Source organism: Actinophytocola oryzae (assembly GCF_004364325.1).
Taxonomy (GTDB): domain Bacteria; phylum Actinomycetota; class Actinomycetes; order Mycobacteriales; family Pseudonocardiaceae; genus Actinophytocola; species Actinophytocola oryzae.
Map to the genome: position 1 here is coordinate 1 of NZ_SOCP01000014.1, position 16,124 is coordinate 16,124.

Below are 16,124 nucleotides of genomic sequence, written 5' to 3' on the forward strand. Positions count from 1 at the left end.
AAGGCGTCCGCTACGACGAGAACATTCACATTCGCAACCGCTCCAAGGCCCTTCAACCGCCCACAGCGGCCTGAGGTTGACAGAAGGTGTCTCATGACGGCACCTCCGTTCCGAGCGTTGTCACCGCGTCGACCGGTCGACGGGGGGTCAGCGCGGCAGGATGGCCGTAGCCGACGCGCAGTGCGGTCTGGGGTTGCCCACTCAGGTCCAACAGTGTCCGCAGCGCGGTGCGTGTGTGTGGCACCTCGACCGGCTGGGACAGGAACGACGCGCTCAGTCCCACCACGGTCGCGGTCAGCAGCACACGCTGCATGGCCAGCCCGGCACGGAGGTGGTCCCTCGGGGTGTCGCCGTGCGTGACCAGGACGGCCACGAGCGGGTCGCGCTCGTACGGACGCTCCACTGTGGACTCCGGCGGGTACTGGCGCAGTGCGAGCAGCGATCCCACCTCCGGACGTGGGCCACCGGCGGCGCGTGGCACGCCGTCCGCTCCCCCGTCGGTCCAGTCGCGAAGCTCTCGCTGGAAGATCGGGTCCTGCTCCTGGACGTGGTCGGCGCGTCGCAACAAGGTGGCGAAGGTGCCCAGTCCCTTGGGCGTGTCGAGCACGACGAGGTGGCAGCGTTCGACCTCGGCGGCCCGGACCAGCGCCCGGAGGTGGGCCGGCGGGACGGGCCGGTCGTTGAACGGCCTGCGGTTGGTCGCCCGGCGCGTGATCGCGTGCGCGAGCGTCGTCTGCTCGGGGGTCGCGGGTCGCGAGGCACTCACGCGCAGCACGGCCAGCAGGTCCGGGCGAGCGGGATCGGGCAACGGATCCACCACCGCGGCGAAACCGGCTGCCTGGCACGCGAGACGCAGGTTGAACAGCGCCGCGCCGCAGGAGATCCGCGCCTCGCGGCCGGTCGGGTCGACCACGGGCAGTACCCGGTCGCGGTCGAGGTGCAGCTCGACGAGAGGCTGGGTCACCACGAACCGCCACGGCTGCGTGTTGTGGACCGACGGCGCGCGGACGGCCGCGCGCAACGCCTGCTCGATCACCTCGGTGGTGGTCATGGGATTGCTCCTGTGGCTCGTCGTCGCTCAGCGGCTTCGCTGTCGCCAGTCCGGTTCGGTCCGGGCCCATTCGTCGTCCCAGGCTCGGACGCGGTACCGTTCGAACAGCCGGTGCAGGCCGGTGGCGCTCAACGCGAGCAGTCCGACGGCGGTGAGCCAGCCGAACCCGGCCACCAGCACGGCCGCACCCGCCATGTCCACCGTGGACAGAGGCGGGTCCGTGGGCCGACCCGACCCGTCGAGCCACACCCGCACCTCGGTGCCGGCCCTCAGCCCTTCGTCAGCCCAGACCAGTCCGGTGTGGACCGTTCCGTTCAGCGCCCGCCAGCGGGCTGGCACCTTCGCGCCGCCTGCGGCGACGTAACCGGGCGCGCCGGCGGTCTCCTCTGGCACGTGGCTGGTGAGCACGGCGACCACCTGATGCCTGTCGCGAACCTGCCGGGCCTGTTGTGCGGAGAGGTTCTCGTAGGTCAGCGATCCGAACGTCAGCATCACCGGCAACAGCACCAGAGCCAGTAGCGACAACAGAAGCAGGGTGGTCCCCTCGATCCGGTCGACACCGCGCGCCAGTGGGTTCCGGCCGGGCCGCAGCAACCGGACGAGCCGCAGGAACGGGGACGGTGGTGTGGCCTTCATGACGTCGCCTCCGGATGCGCGACGAGCCGCTGGAGCCTGGTGGCCCGGTCGGCTACTCGTGCGTCCAGTGCGGTGAGTTCCTCCTGTGTCAGCACGCGAGCACCGTCACCGGGGAAGACCAGTCCCTCGCGCTCGGTGTCCAGCCACCGCACGGTGAACGGCGGCGTGCCGTCCGGAGAGCCGACGTCCAGAATCCTGGCGCGCCGGGCGGCGTGGTCGGTTCCGGCGATCTCGACGATCAGCCAGTCACCCGGTTTGGCGTGCATCGCTCGTCCTTTCCCCGATCTCTGGGCACCTCAATGCTCCCCGCGAGCCGCGTGCTCCGGCAGAGACGGAGGTCCTCGCCCCGAGGGCCCAAGGCACCTGACACAGGGGCACAACAGCCCTGCCGCGACCACGTCCCACGCACAACTGTGGACGGCAGGAAGGGAGGCTTACATGACTTCCGTCGAACCGGACCGGAACACCGTGCTCGCCGCCGTCGGACTCGCCAACCGCGCCCCCTCGGTGCACAACACCCAGCCTTGGCGCTGGTTGGTCGGCGACACCTCCGTGCACCTCGTGGCCGACCGGACCCGCCACGTGCCGGCGACCGACCCCGACGGCCGGGACCTGCTGCTGTCCTGCGGGGCGGCACTTCACCACCTGCGGACGGCGCTGGTGGCGACCGGCTGGGAGGCGGTCGTCCACTACCTGCCCGACGAGCACGACCCCGACCACCTGGCCACGGTCGTGATGCGGCCGAGCGAACCCACCGACGAGGACATCGCGCTCGCCGGCGCCCTCCCCCGACGCCGCACCGACCGCCGCCGCTTCACCTCGTGGGAGGTGCCCGCCGAACACCTCGACCTGTTGGTGCGGCGCGCCGCCCACGCGGGTGGCCTGCTGGTGCCGGTCACGGACAGCGCGACCCGGTGGCGGCTCACCCGCGCCATCGACGCAGCCGCGCTACACCAGGCGGACGACCCCGACTACCTGCTCGAGGTGGCCTCGTGGAGCCGCAGCAGCTTCGCCGCCCACGACGGGGTGCTCACCGTCAGCGGCACACCCGTTCCCACCCGGCACGACGACACCGCGATGCGCGCGTTCCCCGGCGGCTCGCTTGGTGACGCGCCGACCGGCCGGGGCGAGGAGGACGGTGGCCGGCTCCTGGTGCTCGCGTCGCGGGACGACGACACGCTCGCGGTCCTGCGCGCCGGAGAGGCTGCCAGCGCGGCCCTGCTGACGGCCACCGACCTCGGACTCGCCACCTGCCCGCTGTCGCAACCCCTTGAAGTCACCGACACCCGCACCACCATCCGCGACCAGGTGCTCGACGGCACCGCGTACCCCCACCTGATCCTGCGCGTCGGGTGGGCGCCGACCTCGGCGCCCCTCCTACCGCACAGCCCGGTCCGCAGGACCGAGGACACCGTCGGCTATCTACCGGGCGCATGCCTGTACGAGAGGTGAGAACATGACAGTCCACATCGGTATCAACGGGTTCGGGCGCATCGGGCGGGACCTGCTGCGCGCGGCCACCGAGCGCGTCGACAACGGCGAGCTGGGCATCGAGATCGTCGCGGTCAACGACCTCACCGATCCCGCCACGCTGGCCAACCTGCTGCGCCACGACTCCACCTACGGGCCGTGGCGGGTACCCGTGTACCCCCGGGACGGCGCCATGTCCGTCAACGGCCAGAGCATCCGGGTCACCAGCGAACGCGATCCCGCCAACCTGCCCTGGCGTGACCTGGGTGTCGACCTCGTGCTCGAGTCGACGGGCAGGTTCCGTACCCGCGACGCCGCGGCAGCCCACCTGACCGCGGGCGCGCGCAAGGTCATCATCGCCGCCCCTGGCAAGGGTGTGGACGCGACCATCGTCATGGGTGTCAACGAGGACGTCTACGACCCGGCCGACCACCACGTCGTGTCGAACGCGTCGTGCACCACCAACTGCCTCGCACCGATGCTCTGGGTGCTCCACCACGCGTTCGGCGTGGTGAACGGGGTGATGACCACGATCCACAGCTACACCAACGACCAGAACCTCCTCGACGGCCCGCACAAGGACCCGCGCCGGGCCCGCTCCGCAGCGGTGAACATGATCCCGACCAGCACCGGCGCGGCTGCCGCGGTCGGCGAGGTGCTGCCGGAACTCGCCGGCAGGCTCGACGGCATCGCCGTCCGCGTACCCGTGGAGGACGGTTCGCTCACCGACCTCACCGTCAGGGTCGCGGCCCGCGGTGTCACCGCGGACCAGGTCAACCGCGCGTTCGCCGACGCGGCGAGCGGCAGGCTCAAGTCGATCATGCGGTACACCGACGACCCGATCGTCTCCCGGGACATCATCGGCGACCCGGCGTCGTGCGTCCTCGACTCGTCCCTGACCAAGGTGGAGGGTGATCTCGTCAAGGTGTTCGGCTGGTACGACAACGAATGGGGCTACGCCAACCGCACTCTTGACCTCGCCAACCTGATGGCGCGGGCGATGTGACCATCGTGTGGAGAAGCCCCCGGCGGGTGGCCGGGGGCTTCTCCACGCACTTCGTCCGCGGCGGGACACGAGGACGGACGCCGCCGGGTCAAGGTGGCGGCAGGCAGCGCGGTGTCGCGATGTGGGTGTCGTACCGACCGTGGTAGCGAGCCATGCCACGGCCGGTCTCCCGGGCGAGGGCCTCGGCGAGACGCCGGAGCAGCAGGAAGCTGACCCGGATACCGTTGGCGGTCTTCCACCTCAGCTCGTCCTCGGCGACGAGGTTGGCGCTGTTGGCGGCGCTCAGCGCCTTGGTTACCAGGGCCAGTCGCCGTTGCCGTTCAGGTTCGGACACTGTGGACAGCGCCTGGACCTCGGCCAGGACACGGACCGCGGTCCGCAGGTGGGCGCCGACCGTGGCGTGGGTGGCCTCGTCGATCAGCCCCGCCCGGCGTTTGAGGTCGTTGAGCGCCGCGCCGACCCGGTAGGTGGTGGTGACGATCTGTTCACGGGTCATCCAGTCGGTCTCGTAGGACAGCATGTCCTGCCAGGTGGGTCCGAGCAGCGCGGTGCGGTGCTCGGCCAGGGTCGTGAACCGGCGGCGGAAGCCGAGTCGGGAGGCGTGTTCGTAGGCTCTGCTGCCGGGGTCGAGGAACGGGCCGAGCGGCGCGACGTAGAACTGCAGCCGCGGGTCCGCGCCGAACCTCTCCACCAGGTGGCGGCAGTAGTCGACGGTGCCCATCGCGGACTCGGGTGTCTGCCCGGACAGGCCGACCATGAAGAACAGGTCGAGTTTCCCGCAGCCCTCGGCGAGGGCGGCCGCGATGGTTCGCTCGACGGCTTCGTTGCCACAGGGGAACTTGCCGTTGATCCTGCGCACCAGCCGGTCGTGGGACTCGATGGTGATCTGCAGGCTCCACCCCTTGGTGGCACGGCGAACCATGCGGAAGAAGTCACGGTCTGCGGGGAAGAAGACCTCGGTCACCAGCTCGTTCGGCACCCCGGACGCGGCGAAGAGCTCGAAGAAGCGGCGCGCGCGGGCCATGCCGCCGGCACGCGGGTCGTGCACCATGAAGATCGGGGCACGGGAGAACGTCGAGATCAGCTGGGCGTCGGAGACGAGCTTCTCCGGTGACCGCAGGCCCACGCGGGCCCGGCCGGCGACCGTCGCGTAGCCGGTCCGTCCACCGCCACAGGCCGCGCAGTCGTAGGGGCAGCCGCGGGAGTTGAGCAGCATGGTGGACGGGTAGCGCAGCCACCGCAGGTAGGGCAGGAAGTCCGACAGGCTGCCGTACTTGAACACCGCGTGCAGCATGAACTCGTACGCCGGGACGTCGACCCAGTCCAGGTCGGCGGGCACGAACGACAGCGGGTTCTCCACGACCGTGCCGTCGTCGCGGCGCCAGGTCAGGTTCTGTACCTCCGACAGGGGCGTGCCCTCACGCAGCGCCTGCAACAGCTGCCGGCACGGCTCCTCGGTGGAGTCGCCGCGCAGCACGAAGTCGATCGCCGGGTTGTCCATCAGCTCCCGGTGGAAGTAGCTCGCCGACATCCCGCCCAGCAGGACCTTCGACTCCGGGTGGATCTTCTTGACCAGCTCGGCGATACCCAGGGCGCCGTTGGCGTGCGGCAGCCAGTGCAGATCGATGCCGAACACCGGCGCGCGCAATCGCGCGATCCTGGCCGGCACATCGAAGCCCGGCCTGCTCAGCATGCGGTAGGCGAGGTTGACCATGCGCACGTTGTAGTTGTTCGCCTCCAGATACGCGGCGATGCTCGTCAGCCCGACCGGGTACATCTCGAACTCGGTCGTGGACGGGATCACGTCCGCCAGCGGGCCCGCCACGATGACCTCGTCGCGGAAGTCCCACACCGACGGCGCGTGCAACAACACCATGTCCACGCCGAAAACGCGCCGCAGCCGCGTCATGGTCGTCGACGACCGGGCGCCGGTCGCCGTACCGCGTTCGACATCTCCCATGGTCCTGAGCATTCGGCAGGCAGGACCGGCCGGCCAGAGTCACTGTGCCCACCCGGTATCGACGAACGGCCTGACCGACCGCGCGCATCCCGGGTGAACACGGCCGCGGCCAGCACCACGGGGGTGCTGGCCGCGGAACCCCCGGTCGGGTCACAGCGGGCTGGTCACGGTGTCGTCCAGCTCGTAGCGCACGTTGTTGTGCACACCGACGACCCCGGCCACGGCCTCGGTGAGCTGGCCGGCGATCTGTGCCGTCGTCCGGCGTTCCACCTGACCGTCCAATGTGGCCACTCCGGCGGCGACCTCGACGGTCAGGCTGCCGGGGAACAACCACATGCCCCTCTTGAACACGTACTCCTCCACGTCGGCGCGGATCGCGTCGTCGTCGCGCAGGAACGTGCCGATCACGTCCCGGCGGGACACGACGCCGACCAGCAGGCCGTCGCCGTCGACGACGCACAGCCGGCGGACGTTCCTCTCCGCCAGCAGCCGCGCGGCCGCGGTGACCGTCGCGTCCGCCGCGACGGTGATCGCGGGCGCGGTCATCAGGTCCTTCGCGTCGCGGCCCGTGGCCCGACGCCACCGGTCCCTGCGCCGCCGGCCGAACAGCGGCTTGGTCGCGGTGGTCAGGTGCTCCTGCTTGACGAGCGTGTCCGCCTCGGAGACGACCCCGACCGGCCGGCCCGCGCGGTCGACGACGGGCAACCCGCTGACGCGATGCTCGTTCATCAGTGCGACCAGCTCCTTGAACGCCGTCCCTGGCCGAGCGGTGACGACCTCTCTCGTCATCACGGACTCAACGGTTGGCTCCCACATCACTTCTCCTTCCCCACGGGTCACGGCAAGTCGCCTTCTCTCCCAGGAAAGTCCCACCGCCTGCCCGGCGACAGAGCACCAACGCCCCGAGCCGTGGGACCAAAGGCCCCCGACGGCTAGTGCCGCCGCTGGCGGCGGTGCGCGTGCGGACGGTCGTCCAGCTGCCGGGTGACGCGGTCGACGGCCAGGTCCAGTGCGTCGCGAGCACCTCGTCCGGTGGCGGTCGCGTGCACCAGCCTGCCGTTGACGTCGACGGAGGCGTGGACGGTCACCGGGTCGGCGACGGCGGGATCCGTGTGCCGGTCGAACTCGAAGCGGATCGCCAGCACCGGCTCGTGCGCGTGCTTCGCGATGGTGGCAACCTTTCGCCCGACCACTTCCACCAGCCCGTCGCCGAACTCACCCCGAACGACCAGGACCGGTTCCGGCAGCTCGACCACCTGCTTCGCCGTCATCGCGGCACCGTCCCCTCCTGAAACTGTTTCCCGCATGGTCATCATGCGGCCAGGGTGTCCGGCGGCGCGTACCCGCGAAGCGGTCGAAAGGCCATGCGGGCAGGGACCTTCGTCGCTGTCCGCCCCGGCACGCCACGGCTGATCGTGGAGCCATGGCGACCGACCACAACCCCAGGCCGATGTCCCGCGCGTGGCAACGGCATCGAGCCGCCCGCACAGTTGCCTGCCAGGCACACGACGCCGAGGATCTCGCCCTGCTCCTCGACATGCTGGGGCTGACCGCGTCAGAGGGGCGCGTGTCGCCGGAGGTGTCCACGCCAGAGCCGCCCGTGCCGGAACCGAGGACTCCCCCGCCCACGCTAGACCCGATGAGCGCGTGCCGGCTGAGCAACCTGCTGCGCGACGGGAAGGCGGGCCAGGCCGGGCGACCCGCGTCGCCGGGGTGAGCACACCCCGGCAGGGTCGGAACAGGACCAAAGCCGACGACACGGGGACCTTGGACTCCAGAGCGCGACCGCTCACCCGCCGAGACTTGTATCGAAGGCAAGAGAAAAGGGAGGCAGCAATGTCCATCAAGGACCACCCGCGGCAGCACAGGAACACCCCGGTCCAGCAGACCGCCGAGGCGCAGGCTCCGGCCACCGCGTCGACCGTCGTGGGTCCCGTCGCGGCCGTGCTCCGTGTCGTGACAGGTCTGGTCTTCGTCTGGGCGTTCCTGGACAAGACTTTCGGCTGGGGCTACGCGACCGCCGCCGAGCGGTCGTGGATCAACGGTGGATCACCCACCCAGGGCTTCCTCGGCAACCTCGACCACGGACCGTTCGCCGACATGTTCCGCAGCTGGGCAGGCGCGGGCTTCGTCGATTGGCTGTTCATGCTCGGCCTCGCCGGCGTCGGCATCGCCGTCGTCCTCGGCATCGGCATGCGCGTCGCGGCGGTGTCCGGCGCCCTGATGATGCTGTTCATGTGGCTGGCTGAGTGGCCGCTGGCCCGGTTCACCGACGCCGGCCAGCCGACCATGTCCACCAACCCGATCATCGACTACCACATCATCTACGCACTGGTGTTGATCACGCTGGCACTCGTCGCCGCGGGGAACACCTGGGGATTCGGCAAGGCGTGGGCGAACCTCGACCTCGTCAGGAAGAACCCGTGGCTGCGCTGAGCACCCGACCAACCCATCCGGTTCCGCCGGCCACCCGATGACGGTGGCCGGCGGAACCACGAGCAGGCCGAGATCAGGGAGAAGACCGTTGACCGAGACCTTGACCGCACCACTGAGCCAGGAAGAGCTGCGGGTGCTGGACGCGTACTGGCGGGCGGCGAACTACCTGTCCGTCGGCCAGATCTACCTGCTGGACAACCCGCTGCTGCGCGAGCCGTTGCGCCGCGAGCACATCAAGTCGCGGCTGCTGGGGCACTGGGGCACCACGCCCGGCCTGAACTTCCTCTACGCGCACCTCAACCGCGTGATCCGCGATCGACACCTGACCATGATGAACGTGATCGGTCCCGGTCACGGCGGTCCTGCGATGCTCGCGAACACGTGGCTGGAGGGCAGCTACACATCGGCGAACCCCGGTGTGCCCCGCGACGAGCACGGCATGCGTGAGCTGTTCCGCCAGTTCTCCTTCCCCGGCGGCGTGCCGAGCCACGTGGCACCCGAGGTGCCCGGCAGCATCCACGAGGGCGGCGAGCTGGGCTACTCCCTCGCGCACGCCTACGGCGCCGCGTTCGACAATCCCGACCTGGTGGTCGCCTGTGTGGTCGGCGACGGCGAGGCCGAGACCGGTCCACTCGCGACCAGCTGGCACGCCAACAAGTTCCTCAACCCCGCGCACGACGGCGCCGTCCTGCCGATCCTGCACCTCAACGGCTACAAGATCGCCAACCCGACGGTCCTCGCCCGCATCCCCCAGGACGAGCTGGACGCCCTGCTGCGCGGCTACGGCTACGCGCCCCACTACGTCACCGGGTCGGACCCCGGGCAGATGCACCAGGACATGGCCGCGACGCTCGACGCGGTGCTCGACGAGATCGACGCCATCCAGCAGCGCGCCAGGTCGGGTGACCACCGGCGACCGCGTTGGCCGATGATCGTCCTGCGGTCCCCCAAGGGGTGGACTGGACCGGCCGAAGTGGACGGTGTGCCGGTGACCGGCACCTGGCGGGCACACCAGGTGCCGCTCGCCGGCGTGCGGGACGTCCCGGAACACCTGGCGATGCTGGAGGAATGGCTGCGGTCCTACCGTCCCGAGGAGCTGTTCGACGAGCACGGGCAGCCGGTGGCCGAGCTGCTGGCCCAGGTGCCGGACGGCGGCGCCAGGATGGGCGCCAACCCGCACGCCAACGGCGGGCTGCTCCTGAAACCCCTCCAGCTGCCCGACTTCCGCGCCTACGCCGTGGACGTCGAGAAGCACGGCGCGACGGTGTCCGAGCCGACCCGTGTGCTCGGCCGGTTCCTCCGCGAGGTGACCCGGGACAACTCGACCAGCTTCCGGATCTTCGGACCGGACGAGACGGCGTCCAACCGGCTCGACGCGGTGTACGAGGTGACCGACAAGCAGTGGGAGGCCGAGGTCCTGCCGGTCGACGAGCACCTCGGGCCGGAGGGCCGGGTCGTCGAGGTGCTGTCCGAGCACCTGTGCCAGGGCTGGCTCGAGGGCTACCTGCTCACCGGCAGGCACGGGCTGTTCTCCTGCTACGAGGCGTTCATCCACATCGTCGACTCGATGTTCAACCAGCACGCGAAGTGGCTCAAGTCCAGCAAGAAGCTGCCGTGGCGGCGCCCGGTCGCCTCGCTGAACTACCTGCTCACCTCGCACGTCTGGCGGCAGGACCACAACGGCTTCTCCCACCAGGACCCGGGCTTCATCGACCACGTCATGAACAAGAAGGCCGAGGTCACCCGCGTCTACCTGCCGCCGGACACCAACACGCTGCTGTCGGTCGGGGACCACTGCCTGCGCAGCCGCGACTACGTCAACGTCATCGTCGCGGGCAAGAACGACAGCCCCGACTGGCTGCCGATGGACGAGGCCGTCCTGCACGCCACCCGAGGTGCGGGCATCTGGGACTGGGCCGGCAACGAGCAGGGCTCCGACATCAACACCGAGCCGGACGTCGTGCTGGCCTGCGCGGGAGACGCGCCGACGCTGGAGGTCATGGCCGCCACCGCGATCCTGCGCGAACACCTGCCCGATCTGACCGTGCGCGTGGTCAACGTCGTCGACCTGATGCGCCTGCAGCCGCAAACCGAGCACCCGCACGGCATGACCGACGCCGAGTTCGACGCGTTGTTCACCACCGACAAGCCGGTGCTCTTCGCCTACCACGGCTACCCGTGGCTGATCCACCGCCTCACCTACCGCCGCCACAACCACCACAACATCCACGTCCGCGGCTACAAGGAGGAAGGCACCACCACGACACCGTTCGACATGCTGGTCATCAACGACATGGACCGGTTCCGGCTGGTCATGGACGTGCTCGACCAGGTGCCCGGTCTCGGCGCGCGTACCGCGCTGCTGCGGCAGCGAATGGTCGACCTGCGGGCCCGCCACCACGTGTGGACCCGCGAGCACGGCGAGGACCTCCCCGAGGTCCGCGACTGGGTCTGGCCCTTCTGATGCTCGTCCTCGTCGTCAACTCCGGCTCGTCCAGTCTCAAGCTCGCGCTGCTGGACGAGCCGGACCGGGTGCTCGACTCGGTCACCCTCGAATGGTGGTCCGGCGAGGACGAGACCCGGGACCTCTCGGCGTTCGTCGACCGGCTGCCGGGGGTGGACGCGGTCGGTCACCGGATCGTGCACGGCGGCGGCCGGTTCACCGGTCCGGTCCGCCTCGACGAGGAAGTCCGCGACGCGATCGCGGACCTCGCCGAGCTGGCGCCGCTGCACCAGCCACGCGGGGTGGCCGGCATCGACGCGGTGGGCGCGGTCCTGCCGGGGGTGCCGGCGGTCGCGTGCTTCGACACCGCCTTCCACCACGACCTCCCGGCCGCCGCCGCGACCTACGCCCTGCCCCGCGAGTGGAACGAGCGGTGGGGCCTTCGCCGGTACGGCTTCCACGGCCTGTCCCACGCCTGCATCGCACGGCGCGTGGCCGAACTGGCGGGCCCGGACCTGCGGATCGTCAGCTGTCACCTGGGCTCGGGTGCCTCGCTCGCCGCCATCGCCGGCACGCGCTCGGTCGACACCACCATGGGGTTCACCCCGCTGGCCGGACTCGTGATGGCCACCAGGTCCGGAGACGTCGATCCCGGCCTGGTGCTGTGGCTGCTGCACCACAGCGGGATTGACGCCGACGAACTCTCCGACGTACTCGAACACCGCAGCGGCCTGGCCGGGCTCGCCGGCGGCAGCGGCGACCTCCGCGACATCGCCACGAGCGGCTACCCGGCCGACCGCCTGGCGTTCGACGTCTACGTCCACCGGCTGCGGGGAGAGATCGCGGCCATGGCGGCGGCCATGGACGGGCTGGACGTGTTGGTGTTCACCGGCGGGGTCGGCGAACACCAGCCGGTGGTGCGAGCTGCCGCCTCGGACGGGCTCGGCTTTCTCGGGGTCCGGGTGTCCACGGAGGCCAACGAGGGCGGGGCGACCGACATCTCCGCAGGCGACGCCACCGTCCGCACACTGGTACTGCCGGCTCGCGAGGACGTCGAAATCGCTCGACAGGTTCGGTCGGTTCTGTGAAAGGGACTTTCGTCCCCGTCCGTTGATGCCGTCGGACCACGGCGGAGGGCTTGCGCGTGGGCATACCGTTGCGGCAGACAACAAGGAGGACAACGCGATGACGGTTCGGGTGTTCCTGGTCGATGACCACGAGATCGTGCGCAGGGGCATCGCCGACCTGATCGGCACCGCCAAGGACCTCGAGGTGGTGGGTGAGGCGGCGGGGGTGGCCGAGGCGCTGGCGCGGGCACCGCAGGTCACACCGGACGTGGCGGTGCTGGACGTGCGGATGCCGGACGGTAACGGCATCGAGCTGTGCCGGGACCTCAAGTCGGAGATGCCGGACCTGAACTGCCTGATGCTCACCTCCTACGCCGACGACGACGCCCTGTTCGACGCGATCATGGCCGGCGCGTCGGGGTTCGTGCTCAAGCAGGTGCTCGGCCTCGACCTGCTCAACGCCATCCGCACGGTCGGCGCGGGCGGCTCGCTGCTGGACCCGAGGACCACCGCGGCGCTCATGAACCGCATCCGCCGCGAGCGCGAGGACCAGAACCCGCTGAACAAGCTGTCCGAGCAGGAACGGATGGTGTTCGACCTGATCGGCGAGGGGCTCACCAACCGCCAGATCGGCGAACGCATGTTCCTCGCCGAGAAGACGATCAAGAACTACGTCTCACACCTGCTCAACAAGCTGGGCATGCAGCGCCGCACACAGGCCGCCGCACTCGCGGCCGAGCTACGGACCCGCAAGCACGACGGCGATCACGGCTGAGGCAGCGGCACTCGCCAGACCAGGCGGGTGCCGCCGGTGGGGTTGGGTGCGATCGTGGCCTTGCCGCCGCACTCGGTCGCGCGGCGTTCGAGGTTGAGCAGGCCGCTGCGGGCCACGGTGGCCGGCATGCCGACACCGTTGTCGGTCACACCGACGATCAGCTCGGCACCCGCCTCGACGGTCACCACGATGTCGGACGCACGCGCGTGCCGGATCGCGTTGCTCACGCCCTCACGCAGGACGGCCAGCGCGTGCTCGCCGACCTTCGCGGGCACCAGCGTGTCCACCGCCCCGGAGATCCGGACCGACGGCGACATCTCCGTGTTCGCGCTCGTCTCCGCCACCAGGTCGAGCATCCGCCGCCGCAGGCTCTTCGGGTTCTCCTCGCCGGAGGTGTGCAGGTCGAAGATCGACGTGCGGATCTCCCGCATCGTCTCGTCCAGCTGGCCGACCACGCTGGTCACGCGGTTGCGGGCCTCGGGGTCACCGATCAGCCCCACGATGGACTGCAGGCTCATCCCCGACGCGAAGAGGCGCTGGATCACGTGGTCGTGCAGGTCGCCCGCGATCCGGTCGCGGTCGGCGAGCAGGTCCAGCATGCGTTGCTGGCGCTGCTTGTCCGCCAGCTCCAACGCCAGCGCCGCCTGCGTGGCGAACGACGCCAGCATCGGCAGCTGCTCCCCGGTGAACCGGCGACCGTCCTTGTTCCGCAACGCCAGCAACAACCCGGACGTGCCTGTCGCCGAGCCGAACGGCACCACGTCCGCCGGGCCGAACTCGCTGAACAGACCGGCCTCCGACCCCAGCGCCTCCGCGAAGTCGCCGTAGACCGCCGGCTCGCGGTCGGTGATGACCGTCGTGATCACCGGGATGGCCGCAGACAACGCCCGGCCGATCATCTCCGCACCCCTCGACCCCGCCGCGGCTTCCACACGCAGCGTGTCGCTCGCCTCGCCGGCCAGCAGGATCAGCGCCGTGTCCGACCCGGACAGCTCACACGTGCGGCGCGCGATCAGGTCAAACGCCTCCGCGCGGTCCGCTCCCCCCAGCAGCAACGCGTTGACCTCGCCGGACGCGTGCTGCCAGCGCTCCCGTCGCCTGGCCTGCTCGAACAGCCGCGCGTTCTCGATCGCCACACCGGCTGCCGCGGCCAACGCCTCCAGCACCACGACGTCGTCGTCGTTGAACTCGACCTCACCGTGCTTCTCGGTCAGGTAGAGGTTGCCGAAGATCTCGTCCCGCACCCGCACCGGCACACCCACGAAACTGTGCATGGGCGGGTGGTTGGGCGGGAAGCCGACCGACGAGGGATGCGCGGCCAGGTCACGCAACCGGATGGGAACGGGTTGTTCGATGAGGTGCCCCAGCAGGCCCTTGCCCTCCGGCAGGTGACCCATCTCGGCTCGGACGTCCTCGCTGATCCCCACGTAGACGAACTCCGCCAGCCCGTCGTGGTCGCCGAGCACACCGAGCGCCCCGTACCGCGCGTCCACCAGCTCGACGGCCGTCCGCACGATCCGCCGCAGCGTTCCGGCCAGCTCCAGCCCGGCGCCGACCGCGACCACGGCGTCCAGGAGGCCCTGTAGCCGGTCACGGGTCTTGCCGATCTCGGCGAGCCGGTCCTGCAGCTCGGCCAGCAACTCGTCCAGCCGGAGCCCGGCCAACGACACACCCATCGACGACCGGCGTGGTCCGGCCTCGTCCGCGGTGTCGGGCATGGTGGCAACCCCGCTCTCGCGATGTGAACGAGTCCAGCCTATCGAGACCCGGCAAGACCTCTAGGGACCTTCGGCCCCGTCGTGAGTCGACACGACCGCGACGGGACAGCGCGCGTGCCGCAGCAGGTGCTGGCTGGTCGAGCCGAGCAGCAGTCCCTGGAAGCCGCCTCGGCCCCGGGTGCCGACCACCACGAGCTGGGCGTGCTCGGCGTGTCGCAGCAGCGCGCGGCTCGCCCGGTCTCTGCTGACCTCCCTGGTGACGATCACGTCCGGGTACTTCTCCTGCCAGCCGGCGAGCCGCTCACCGAGCACCTCCTCGGCCTGCTGCGCCAACGGCGCGAAGTCCAGCGCCGCGGCGCCGCCCGCGAACGCCGTCTCGAGCAGCAGATCCGTCCAGGTGTGCACCGCCGTCAGGCCGGTGCCGCGCGCCGACGCCTCCGCGAAGGCGAAACCGATGGCCGCCTCGCCGACCGGCGTGCCGTCGACGCCGACGACGACCGGACCGGCGCGGTGGGCGCCACGCACGACGACCACCGGACACTGGGCGTGCGCGGTCACCTCGACGGCGGTCGAGCCCAGCAGCAACCCGGTGAAGCCGCCGAGGCCGCGAGTGCCGAGCACCACCAGAGCGGCGTGCGCCGACACCTCGGTAAGTGTCGGCACCGCCCCGGCCTTCACGTGGACCGCCTCGACGGTCAGCCCTGCGACGACCTCCTGAGCCGCTCGCCTGGCATCGTCCACCGCGGATCGTCCCGCCGCGGCGAGGGCCTCGTGCAGTGCGTGCCAGTCGACGAACCCCGGCGGGTAGCCGGCGGGGATCTCCTGGGCGTGCACGATCCGCAACGGGGTGTGACGGCGCCTCGCCTCTTCCGCGGCCCAGCGCACGGCCTCGAGAGCGGACTCGGAGCCGTCGACGCCGACCACGACCGGCGCGCTCACCGGTCGTCCCCGTCCCGGGCGGCGAACGCGGTGGCACGGACGACGCCCGGTACGGCCTCGGCGATGACGGTGGCCACGTGTCGGTCGGTCTCGTCGTCGAACTCGTCGGCGATGGTGACCATGCCGTCGTGCACCCCCACCCGCCAGCGCCGGTCGCCGCCGTAGGCCGCCAGGTGGCGGCGGACGTCGGTGGCGATGGTGTCGTCGTCACGGGCGATGACGCGGACGATGTCGCGGCGGGTCACGATGCCGACCAACCGCGCGCCCTCGACGATCGGCATGCTGCGGTGGCCGTCGTCCAGGAACGCCTTGGCCAGCACGGCGACGTCTGTGCCGGGACCCATGCCGGTCACCGGCGTGGTCATCACCTCGCCGACCGTCGTGGTGGCCACGGTGGGCAGGTCCTCGCCGGGGTGGCAGCGGGCTCTCGGGTCCCGTGGGACGCGGTCGCGCACCAGGTCGGCCTCGGTGACGATGCCGACGAGCCGGTCGCCGTCGACCACCGGCAGCGCGGTGAACCCGTTCTCGGCGAGGACGGCGGCCGCCTCCTTGATGGACGTCTCCGCCCCTACCGTGGTCACCGGTGTGGTCATGATGTCGCGAGCACGCATGGTTCTCTCCTT

General features: G+C 70.6%; 16 protein-coding genes. 7 read left to right on the plus strand and 9 right to left on the minus strand.

Annotated features, from left to right (window positions below; translation table 11 throughout):
* Positions 1–91 precede the first annotated feature (91 nt).
* The 3 genes from CLV71_RS31675 to CLV71_RS31685 are packed head-to-tail and all read right to left on the minus strand — an operon-like array spanning position 92 to position 1,953.
* Positions 92–1,051, minus strand: a complete 960-nt coding sequence (locus tag CLV71_RS31675) for an Acg family FMN-binding oxidoreductase (RefSeq protein WP_133906564.1) — start codon at positions 1,049–1,051, stop codon at positions 92–94.
* Positions 1,052–1,078: 27 nt separating this feature from the next.
* The gene (locus tag CLV71_RS31680; RefSeq protein ID WP_133906565.1) at positions 1,079–1,687 is read right to left on the minus strand and encodes an Rv1733c family protein; all 609 of its coding nucleotides are present in this window, start codon (positions 1,685–1,687) and stop codon (positions 1,079–1,081) included.
* Positions 1,684–1,953, minus strand: coding sequence for a DUF1918 domain-containing protein (locus tag CLV71_RS31685; RefSeq protein WP_133906566.1), 270 nt, complete (start codon positions 1,951–1,953; stop codon positions 1,684–1,686). The genes CLV71_RS31680 and CLV71_RS31685 overlap by 4 nt, the downstream gene beginning before the upstream one ends.
* Before the next feature lie 172 nt (positions 1,954–2,125).
* On the opposite strand from CLV71_RS31685, the gene CLV71_RS31690 reads away from it, so the two are divergent.
* Both CLV71_RS31690 and gap read left to right on the plus strand, forming a co-directional pair.
* On the plus strand, positions 2,126–3,139 hold the full coding sequence (locus CLV71_RS31690) for an Acg family FMN-binding oxidoreductase (protein WP_133906567.1): 1,014 nt from the start codon (positions 2,126–2,128) through the stop codon (positions 3,137–3,139).
* A gap of 4 nt (positions 3,140–3,143) precedes the next feature.
* Positions 3,144–4,163 (plus strand): type I glyceraldehyde-3-phosphate dehydrogenase, encoded by a 1,020-nt coding sequence (gene gap / locus CLV71_RS31695; RefSeq protein WP_133906568.1) that lies wholly within the window; start codon positions 3,144–3,146, stop codon positions 4,161–4,163.
* Between the two features lie 88 nt (positions 4,164–4,251).
* Here the strand turns inward: gap and CLV71_RS31700 are convergent, their stop codons facing one another.
* The 3 genes from CLV71_RS31700 to CLV71_RS31710 form a co-directional block, all read right to left on the minus strand.
* Positions 4,252–6,123, minus strand: coding sequence for a TIGR04190 family B12-binding domain/radical SAM domain protein (locus tag CLV71_RS31700; protein ID WP_166664330.1), 1,872 nt, complete (start codon positions 6,121–6,123; stop codon positions 4,252–4,254).
* A 150-nt stretch (positions 6,124–6,273) separates the two neighbouring features.
* Positions 6,274–6,912, minus strand: a complete 639-nt coding sequence (locus tag CLV71_RS31705) for a CBS domain-containing protein (protein ID WP_243866880.1) — start codon at positions 6,910–6,912, stop codon at positions 6,274–6,276.
* Between the two features lie 143 nt (positions 6,913–7,055).
* On the minus strand, positions 7,056–7,394 hold the full coding sequence (locus CLV71_RS31710; protein ID WP_133906571.1) for an HPF/RaiA family ribosome-associated protein: 339 nt from the start codon (positions 7,392–7,394) through the stop codon (positions 7,056–7,058).
* A 152-nt stretch (positions 7,395–7,546) separates the two neighbouring features.
* Here CLV71_RS31710 and CLV71_RS31715 point away from each other — a divergent pair, with 152 nt between their 5' ends.
* The 5 genes from CLV71_RS31715 to CLV71_RS31735 all read left to right on the plus strand — a co-directional run bounded on the left by CLV71_RS31715 (position 7,547) and on the right by CLV71_RS31735 (position 12,844).
* Positions 7,547–7,840, plus strand: coding sequence for a hypothetical protein (locus CLV71_RS31715; protein ID WP_133906572.1), 294 nt, complete (start codon positions 7,547–7,549; stop codon positions 7,838–7,840).
* A gap of 119 nt (positions 7,841–7,959) precedes the next feature.
* Positions 7,960–8,559 (plus strand): DoxX family membrane protein, encoded by a 600-nt coding sequence (locus tag CLV71_RS31720; protein WP_133906573.1) that lies wholly within the window; start codon positions 7,960–7,962, stop codon positions 8,557–8,559.
* Positions 8,560–8,647: 88 nt separating this feature from the next.
* Positions 8,648–11,023, plus strand: a complete 2,376-nt coding sequence (locus tag CLV71_RS31725) for a phosphoketolase family protein (RefSeq protein ID WP_243866834.1) — start codon at positions 8,648–8,650, stop codon at positions 11,021–11,023.
* On the plus strand, positions 11,023–12,090 hold the full coding sequence (locus CLV71_RS31730; RefSeq protein WP_133906575.1) for an acetate/propionate family kinase: 1,068 nt from the start codon (positions 11,023–11,025) through the stop codon (positions 12,088–12,090). The genes CLV71_RS31725 and CLV71_RS31730 overlap by 1 nt, the downstream gene beginning before the upstream one ends.
* A gap of 97 nt (positions 12,091–12,187) precedes the next feature.
* Entirely contained in the window at positions 12,188–12,844 is a 657-nt protein-coding gene (locus CLV71_RS31735) for a response regulator (RefSeq protein ID WP_133906576.1), read from the plus strand.
* Here CLV71_RS31735 and CLV71_RS31740 read toward each other — a convergent pair.
* From CLV71_RS31740 to CLV71_RS31750, 3 genes are read right to left on the minus strand one after another with little or no spacing between them, the layout of a single operon-like run.
* Complete coding sequence (locus tag CLV71_RS31740; protein ID WP_133906577.1) at positions 12,835–14,562, minus strand: sensor histidine kinase; 1,728 nt, start codon at positions 14,560–14,562, stop codon at positions 12,835–12,837. The two genes, CLV71_RS31735 and CLV71_RS31740, sit on opposite strands and share 10 nt — an antisense overlap.
* A 60-nt stretch (positions 14,563–14,622) precedes the next feature.
* Positions 14,623–15,501 (minus strand): universal stress protein, encoded by an 879-nt coding sequence (locus tag CLV71_RS31745; protein WP_133906578.1) that lies wholly within the window; start codon positions 15,499–15,501, stop codon positions 14,623–14,625.
* Positions 15,498–16,112 (minus strand): CBS domain-containing protein, encoded by a 615-nt coding sequence (locus CLV71_RS31750; protein ID WP_133906579.1) that lies wholly within the window; start codon positions 16,110–16,112, stop codon positions 15,498–15,500. The genes CLV71_RS31745 and CLV71_RS31750 overlap by 4 nt, the downstream gene beginning before the upstream one ends.
* Positions 16,113–16,124: the final 12 nt, after the last annotated feature.